The organism is Holospora curviuscula, assembly GCF_002930195.1.
In the GTDB taxonomy this organism is placed as follows: Bacteria; Pseudomonadota; Alphaproteobacteria; order Holosporales; family Holosporaceae; genus Holospora; species Holospora curviuscula.
On sequence record NZ_PHHC01000082.1, the window covers coordinates 94,609 to 102,228 of the forward strand.

Below are 7,620 nucleotides of genomic sequence, written 5' to 3' on the forward strand. Positions count from 1 at the left end.
CCCCCTTGAGTCAAGCGCCCCGATATCTCACGTGTGTGCTTTAAGACATTTTTACCGGTATCCGCACAAACATCTTTAAGCCTTGGATCGTTTCTTAAAGCTTCTTGAAAGACAGAACAGGCTCCAGCCGTATTATCAATATGGGCTTCCTAGACTTTAGTGTGCAAAAGATGACTGTATGTGTCTGTTAGACTATGACGCTTAAGACCTTTTTTCTCCCATCAATACACCGTTCTGAAGCGTTATCCGTTGTTTGTACACTTTGGGAATCGAGGATACTATCACTGGGGTCGGCATGGCGCCCCAGTTTCATAGGACTGGGGTTCATAAGATCTCCCGTTCTTTTTTCCTGGATTCCTTTATCTTTGGCGCTCTTGTAAAAACTGTAGACTGTTTTCTAGGGTGGATATTCTTTGGGAAAGAAACGCCATTGGCATCCCAGTTTCATCCCCTAAAGACGGTATTCATCAACTATCTTAGGCTATGCTTTCGGTTTTGCCCATAATTTTCTGTTCTAAAATGACTTTCAATGAAGGTCTTTTATTGATCTACTAAAATCACTTGGACAAGTGATTCTTTGCTCTCTTATCCATATCTTTTAATTCATGGATCTCACATTGTCAAGATAGGTTCCTAGAAGATATGCTGGTGAAAGTGCTTTTAAATTTGTATGGCGGGATCAGCGAGGGACGTGAAAAATTTCGCTTTATCAAGGAACTTTGCATCCTAGGTATTGTGGACAATTATCGTATTTCAAGCCAAGAATACAACATATCCCATTCCATTACTCCTACATGGGTTTTAATCCTCTTTCCTTTAGGTTTATTGGGTTGATACAATACAAAAAATGGAACATCTGTAATACCAAAAACTTTTTGTGCTTCCATCTTCTTTTCAAATAATACTGTAAGTTTTTTTTGAGACAACGTTTTCGTTGTTTTTAGGATGTTTTGAATCTTTTTTAACTGTTCTGCTTCTATTTTTGCAGCAGATTTGAGATTTCTATTGTACTCACCCCAGCTCTCTTGAGTGTCCATCAAGCGATTTCGTGCCTGATCTGGGCTTTTAGAAGCCCAGACATATCCGCTAGCAAAAAAGCTTATGCGGTCTGCGGGATATTCTACAAAAATTACCCGAAGTGCACCAGAAGTATAAGCAGGAGAAGCTTGAATTTTTTGAAACGTGATGCGATGAAAAGTGCTACATACATGACATGCAAGAGAGGTAAACGCGATCAGTGTATAAGGAGCTTTTTCTTCATCCAAAGACTGAAAACTTGTGTAAAATTCTCCTTTTACTTTTGGGAAGGCTGTTTTTATGTAGTTTTCCTGAATAGCTTCTTGAGCATAAATGTCGTCTCTTTTAGAAGCAGAAGACGTCCAATAATTCACGTAAACACCAATCCCCATACATACTACAGACAATCCCATTCCTAATATAGTTTTTGTATGCAGACGCAATGAATTTTTTCCTGTTTTTTATATCTGAGATATTGCATTTTAGCATAAAAATTTGACTTTACCATAGAGTTTATTAGAGAGCGCATAACACTACGCGTATCCAAAAGAGATGATCAAAAAAATTTTGGGAAAAATATCGCTGAAATTACCAGGGAAAAAAGAAAGTCAGAGAATATTAGGGAATAGCGTGTTAGAAATTAGTCTCTCCGTAGTAATAAAATAATTGTACGTCATTAGGATACTCAATTTTTCAATCTCTCGAAAAAAACCAGTGTACTAAAATCCTAGAACATTTTCTAAGGGTTTCAGTGTTGACACTTTAGGTCAATGCGGACCTCTTTCTTCCATTCATTCTTGATGTATATAGAAAAATAACTATAGAATGGCCAATAAGTAAAGTATGACCAGCATCCTTAATTCATTTTCTGCCTATCTTTACTTTTATGGAAAACAGCATTAACCATGACAATATCATGGTTTTCTGGGATATTGGTGAGTACTATTTCCTCTACCCAACAAATCAATACCGTTACAGAACCCGTAAGCAATCCAATGGCCCCTAAAGTAAAGCCCATTAGCGCCTATACCATTTGTTCTACAGAGTTGTTCTATTTTTGGCACCCCAATCCTATTTTCCGTAACAACGCCGCCTTTTTACAGAATACCCTTGAGTTCTTGGTAGACCATGTGCAACTCTACGGTCATCAACTTTGCTTTTGAATTCATCACGCTTTTGGTACAATACAGATTTTTTTCTGGATTCGCTTCTGGATAATTTGAAATTTTTATTGCTAACCCCAAAACGCTCCGCTCGCTCTGGCTGATAGGCATCAGGATCCATCTTGATATCGTGTTCTAAACATTCCATGTCAATTATGCTGGCCGACTTATAGCGAACTAAGTTCGGTTCTAAACGCGTACTCCCTCTATAGTCTGCTGATCTATTCCAAAACGTTTACCCGATTTTTCATGACTCATGCCTTCTTCCTTCTTAATGCCTAACCCCTTACAACGAAAATCTAATGAATACGACAGCTTTAAATATCTTCTCTTTTCTTCTATTAAAACTGTTCTATATTGATTTTTCTATATTCCAAAATAGTTATGATTTATTGTACGAAGAAAATATATTCATTAGAGAAAAAACTTATAGGACAAGCAGTGCAGTTAAACGCCAGAGATTATCCGTAAAAAGAGCTCTTATCGTAAAGAGCGTACAATAAATACTGTAAAAGATCTTAATGTAAATTTCAAAATCACTATGAAATAGGGATCATGCCATAAAGTTCACAATAATAAATCACTGTGAATTAGGTTCACAACTATGAAAAAAATATCCACAAGCCCAGAGAGTCAAGATGTAAAAAAAAAGGAATACATTCCCTGAGTAAAGGCAGAACACAGCAGGAAGCATTCGAAGCGTTTGAGAAAAGCAGAAATACGGTCAATAGATACAAGAAAAAAATTACTATGCTAGAGAACGTTTAGGGTGTAAACCTAGAATAGACTACGCAAAGGTAGAATGATTTGCCAAAAATCACCAGAATATTTGAGTGCAAAATAGTGAGGCAGAATTTTCGATAAGCAAGAGATATGCCATAGCGACGGAGTGTTTTTTCAGAGGATTTTTGCATATAAATACACATTGTTAAAAGGAATTATTCTTCCATTGCAGTACAATGTATCTCGCCACTATACTTTCTAAGGATCGCGATCAAACCAAGTGGCAATGTGTGCCATAGAAAATAGACAATAAACCTTTCTACCGTGGTTGCATTGCGCAGAATGGGGTGTGCGTTCCATGGCTCTTAATAGAGCATTCATTTCCTCTAAGGATAGAGCATCTCCTAGAAAAATACTCTTTCTACACGCCCAATGGGCTAGCATGGGATGGAGAAGATTCTGTTGCAACTCTTGAGCAGAAGAGAACTCATCCTGAGTAAGATGATGAAGTAGAGACTCCCACAGTGCTTGGGGAGCATGTTCATGAAGTACCGCAGGAATTCCTTTTAGCACAAACCCGTCTTTCTGGTATTCCAAAGGAAACCCTACTTCCGCTAACGTAGAGATATGGGCCTCTACAACACTCTTTTCTTGTTCTGTCAAGGAAAGAACTAGGGGAGGAATTAAAAATTGTACATCAAAAGATTTCCATTGACGTTTCATCTCTTCATAAAGAATGCGTTCATGCGCACCATGGGGGTCGATAACAACCAATCCATGGGAATTGACGGCCACAATATAACGGTTATGAATTTGCCCTAAAGGTGTGCCCAAATCTGTTCCTTGAAATTCCTTTAACGAAGATGGGCAGGATAGCTTAGACCCTGTGAAATGTTTAAATGAAGCAGGAACTTCTTGAGGGATAAAGTCAAGATTATCGCTTTCCTTCAATCCAAAGGCTGGAGGTACGCACACGCTCAAGGGTGGAGTCTCTAGAAACGTTCCCCGGTCTGAAGGACTAGCTATTAAAGGAAACTTCCCAACCTCCCCCATCCTAGAAGGGAGTAAGTCTGGAGCAGACGAAAAGGAAGATGTGGGTTTAGGATAGATACTTATACTTTTTTTTCCTTGTTCGAATAAGACTTTCCGTAACGTTGTAAGAAGTGCGGCGCGAATATCTTGAGGAGATTTGAAGCGTACTTGAGTCTTTGCAGGATGAACATTAACGTCTACATCGACATAAGGAATAGTTAAAAAGAGTATGGCCCAAGGATAGCGATCCTTGGGAATAAGATCGTGATAGGCAGATCGAATAGTATGAATCATCATCCGATCGTCTACAGGACGCTGATTGACGTACAAAAATATCCGATCGGCTTGTCTTCGATGAGCTCCTGGTAATGAAGCCCATCCAGTGATGTGGATATCGTGGACTGTTTCTTCTAGCCAAAACCCTTCCAAAACTGCTACATTAAGCACGGCTTTGATACGATGCTCTAAAGACGTGGCTTTAAACACTTTTTGTTTTTCATCAAGATGTAAAAAGAACTGTACCTGAGGATTCAATAATAAAAACCGTTCTAAACATCCATTAAGGTGGCGGTACTCTTGGGCCGGAGATCTTAAAAATTTTAATCGCGCCGGAGTTGCAAAAAAAAGATCACGAATTTCAATACACGTTCCCAGTTCACAGCGGGCAGGCTTAAGCGCCTCAAGACTCCCTCCTTCACTGTGCAAGCTCCATCCGTGAGGTTGATCTTTAGTTTTACTGGTTAATGTAGTCTTAGAAATAGAAGTAATGGATGCTAACGCTTCACCACGAAACCCAAACGTATGAATATTCCATAAATCTGAGTGGGCTAATTTTGACGTGGTGTGTCGTTGAACGGAAAGGATGAGATCTTCCTCGTTCATACCGTGACCATTGTCCTGAACGCGCATTAAACTCTGTCCACCCCCACGAACAGTAACGTGAATCTCGCTTGCCTGGGCGTCTAGGGAGTTCTCAAGTAATTCTTTGATGACAGAAGTAGGGCGCTCTATCACTTCTCCTGCGGCAATTCGATTGATTAACGCTGGTTCTAGAAGGCGAATGATGGAAGACACAAAATTTTATGAATAGAGTAAGTAAAATTTTATCTATTTTTCCTCTTGAAAGCAACGCTTGTAGAAAAGAATTTTTACCCCCATATTATTTTTGTGTTGCCAAAGTGTAAAGATTTTTAGGAAGTACAAGTGAATCCTGGAGCAGAAAGCACACGCCTGGCTTAAAGCAGTATGGCATGGATCTGTAAGCTTTTTTAGAGAAACAGGGCTTAATGTTCCAAAGGGGTATGCTTCTGAACCGGGCACAAATAGGGCAAGGACCAGAATCAGACTAGGGTTTAGTGCTTTGATTCAACACTATTCTTCACAATAATTAAAAAAATTTGAATTGCAAGAAGTCACTATGGAGTGCTATGAAAAGATTATTCCAGCGATACTATGGGTTTTTTGAAATATGTTCTATGCTTTTTACCTACCAGTTTTTTACTTCTATTCCTCTACACTGTGTCTGGGCAAAGAGTCATTGCTATACCCTCTTCATTACTCTACACAAAACTTTCAGGCTGGAACGATGCATTGTCCAAAATAATCATCTGCCCCGGCTTGAGTTCTGGTACAAGAAAGGGCTCAACCTATATCTCAAAAAGTGCTTTGGTTCAGGTGCCTTGATAGCACATGGATACCAAAATTTTTTTTGTTGCACCAGCCTGCCACAAAACCTTCTCGATCGTACTGTTTTCCCGACACAGACTCGTAGATAATGGCCCCTCTTTTAGAATAGCCATGGGTGCAATATGCCTAGGTGTCTATGCCAATCATCATCAACATAAACAACATATCCTGGTTTAATGACGGCTATTTTTTTTCTTGGAATTCCAGGCCTAACGCTTCATAGCGCGCTTTGTACCGTGTAGTCTTTTGTTGCCTATAAAACTAACCTGCCCCAAAGCACACTTTAGAGTGGATGTTGAAACACTGTCGTGTTAGGCATACGCTTTGATCTTCTTTTCGGGATGAACCTAAAAACAGCTCTCCATCGCCACAGGATCAAAGGTTTTCCACGGACGCCCTGGAGGGGGCATTTTTAAGAATTCCTTTCTTTCGAAGTATTCTGATTCAGGATAAAAAGTTGATTGCCCCAATCTTAACTATTGCCTTGGTTTCTCTGGAGGCTATATTCCTTTTATCCCAAACTACATCAAAATTTTTTTAGTTAGATTAATTGTAATTTTATTTTTGAATAGTCTAGTATACGTTTGTACCCTAAACGTGCTCTAGTATCGTAATTTTTTTTCTTATATCTATTAATCATCTATTTACTGTACTGGTACTCTATTTGCTTGTGGATATTTTTTCGTTCTAACATGTTTTTGCACCTAATTCAAGGTGTTTTATTATATTACGTATTCTGGATTAGTAATGATTGAGTACCGATAGCATACCAACGATCTCCTTTTAAGTCATTATTTAACTAGACTATGCAAAAATACTGTTGTACACGGCAAAGTGTACAATAATTTTTTAGAATTACGGAGGGGGTACTTTAAGCATGCGTAAAAAAATTTTTATCTACACGCTTCTCATCGTGTGCGCTGGCTGTGACGTTAAAAAAACACCGGAAATCTGTGCTACACGGGTCAAAAGAATCAATTTAGAACCAGAATCCTATTCTAGCGCGAACAAAGTGGTGGGAACCGATCCATCTATGAGAAAATTCACAGATCCCAATACAGGTCTTATGGGATTTAAAAATAAAAACGGCAAGATTGTCATCCCTGCTAAATATCGAAGTGTTTGGGATTTTAGTATTTACGGAGTAGCGGATGTTTATGATCCTTATAACTATGAGCCTCGTATCAATGAATTTGGAAAGCGCATAGTAAAAGTCAGACAATCTTGGTATAAGATCAACAAATTTGGAGATATATTAGTAAAATCATACCTCTTTGACAACGGACCTGATTATTATGTATCCGGGTTAAGTCGTTTTGAAGCAAATGGAAAAATGGGCTGTATAGATTTGCAAGGAAAAATCGCTGTTCCCCCCCGGTTTGATTGGATTACACCCTTCTTTTTCTCACACCCTATCGCTATCGTGTGTGTAGGGTGCCGCTTAACAAAGGCGCATAAAAACGATCAATATCCAGACATGAAGGGAGGAAAATGGGGGGCGATTAATAAAAAAGGAGAGATTGTTATCCCTATGGAGTTTACAGACTATAAAGTGGACCATAAAGATCGTTCTATTGTATTATTTAAGGGTAATGTTCCATACAATATTTGTTTAGATAAGAATAATACATTTAAAACTGTAGAAAAAGATAATACACTTTAATTTAAAAAAAATAATTATAAATTTTACACACGGTCCACCCTAAAGGAAAAAAATATTCTCAAGATCTCTGTACAGGATAAAAGTTTATCTCCCTGTAAATACCCGCTCAATTACAGTGTTTTGATTAAAAATTGACGAAATATCATTCACGAAATTGTTAACCGAACGATCAATTTTAAAAAATAATTCCCGCAGCAGATCCAAGCCAACGCGTAACACGCTTTTTTCCAAACGACCATGCTTTTTCTTTTTGATAGGGGCTTCCTTTACTACAATTTGACTCATTTTGTACGCAAAACAAAAAGCAATCGTTAATATCGATAGTAAATTATGTAG

At 38.4% G+C, this 7,620-nt stretch carries 5 protein-coding genes and 1 pseudogene; 1 reads left to right on the forward strand and 5 read right to left on the reverse strand.

Going from position 1 to position 7,620, the window contains the following annotated elements:
- Positions 1-743: 743 nt before the first annotated feature.
- The 4 genes from HCUR_RS03825 to mutL form a co-directional block, all read right to left on the reverse strand.
- Complete coding sequence (locus HCUR_RS03825) at positions 744-1,460, reverse strand: DsbA family protein (protein ID WP_129591896.1); 717 nt, start codon at positions 1,458-1,460, stop codon at positions 744-746.
- 413 nt (positions 1,461-1,873) lie between these two features.
- Positions 1,874-2,035, reverse strand: coding sequence for a hypothetical protein (locus tag HCUR_RS08555; RefSeq protein WP_165780731.1), 162 nt, complete (start codon positions 2,033-2,035; stop codon positions 1,874-1,876).
- Between the two features lie 53 nt (positions 2,036-2,088).
- On the reverse strand, positions 2,089-2,328 hold the full coding sequence (locus tag HCUR_RS03830) for a hypothetical protein (protein WP_129591897.1): 240 nt from the start codon (positions 2,326-2,328) through the stop codon (positions 2,089-2,091).
- 833 nt (positions 2,329-3,161) lie between these two features.
- A complete protein-coding gene (gene mutL / locus HCUR_RS03835) occupies positions 3,162-5,009 on the reverse strand; it encodes a DNA mismatch repair endonuclease MutL (RefSeq protein WP_104206826.1) in 1,848 nt (615 codons plus the stop codon).
- 1,489 nt (positions 5,010-6,498) lie between these two features.
- Between mutL and HCUR_RS03845 the strand changes: the two genes are divergently transcribed.
- Positions 6,499-7,284, forward strand: a complete 786-nt coding sequence (locus tag HCUR_RS03845; RefSeq protein ID WP_104206828.1) for a WG repeat-containing protein — start codon at positions 6,499-6,501, stop codon at positions 7,282-7,284.
- A gap of 84 nt (positions 7,285-7,368) precedes the next feature.
- Here HCUR_RS03845 and HCUR_RS03850 read toward each other — a convergent pair.
- A pseudogene (locus HCUR_RS03850) lies at positions 7,369-7,620 on the reverse strand (hypothetical protein); the annotation flags it as partial.

Coding starts and splice junctions, on each gene's coding strand:
- HCUR_RS03830 (WP_129591897.1), bottom strand. CDS start 2,328: ATGGAATGTTTAGAACACGATATCAAGATGGATCCTGATGCCTATCAG.
- HCUR_RS08555 (WP_165780731.1), bottom strand. CDS start 2,035: ATGGGCTTTACTTTAGGGGCCATTGGATTGCTTACGGGTTCTGTAACG.
- HCUR_RS03845 (WP_104206828.1), top strand. CDS start 6,499: ATGCGTAAAAAAATTTTTATCTACACGCTTCTCATCGTGTGCGCTGGC.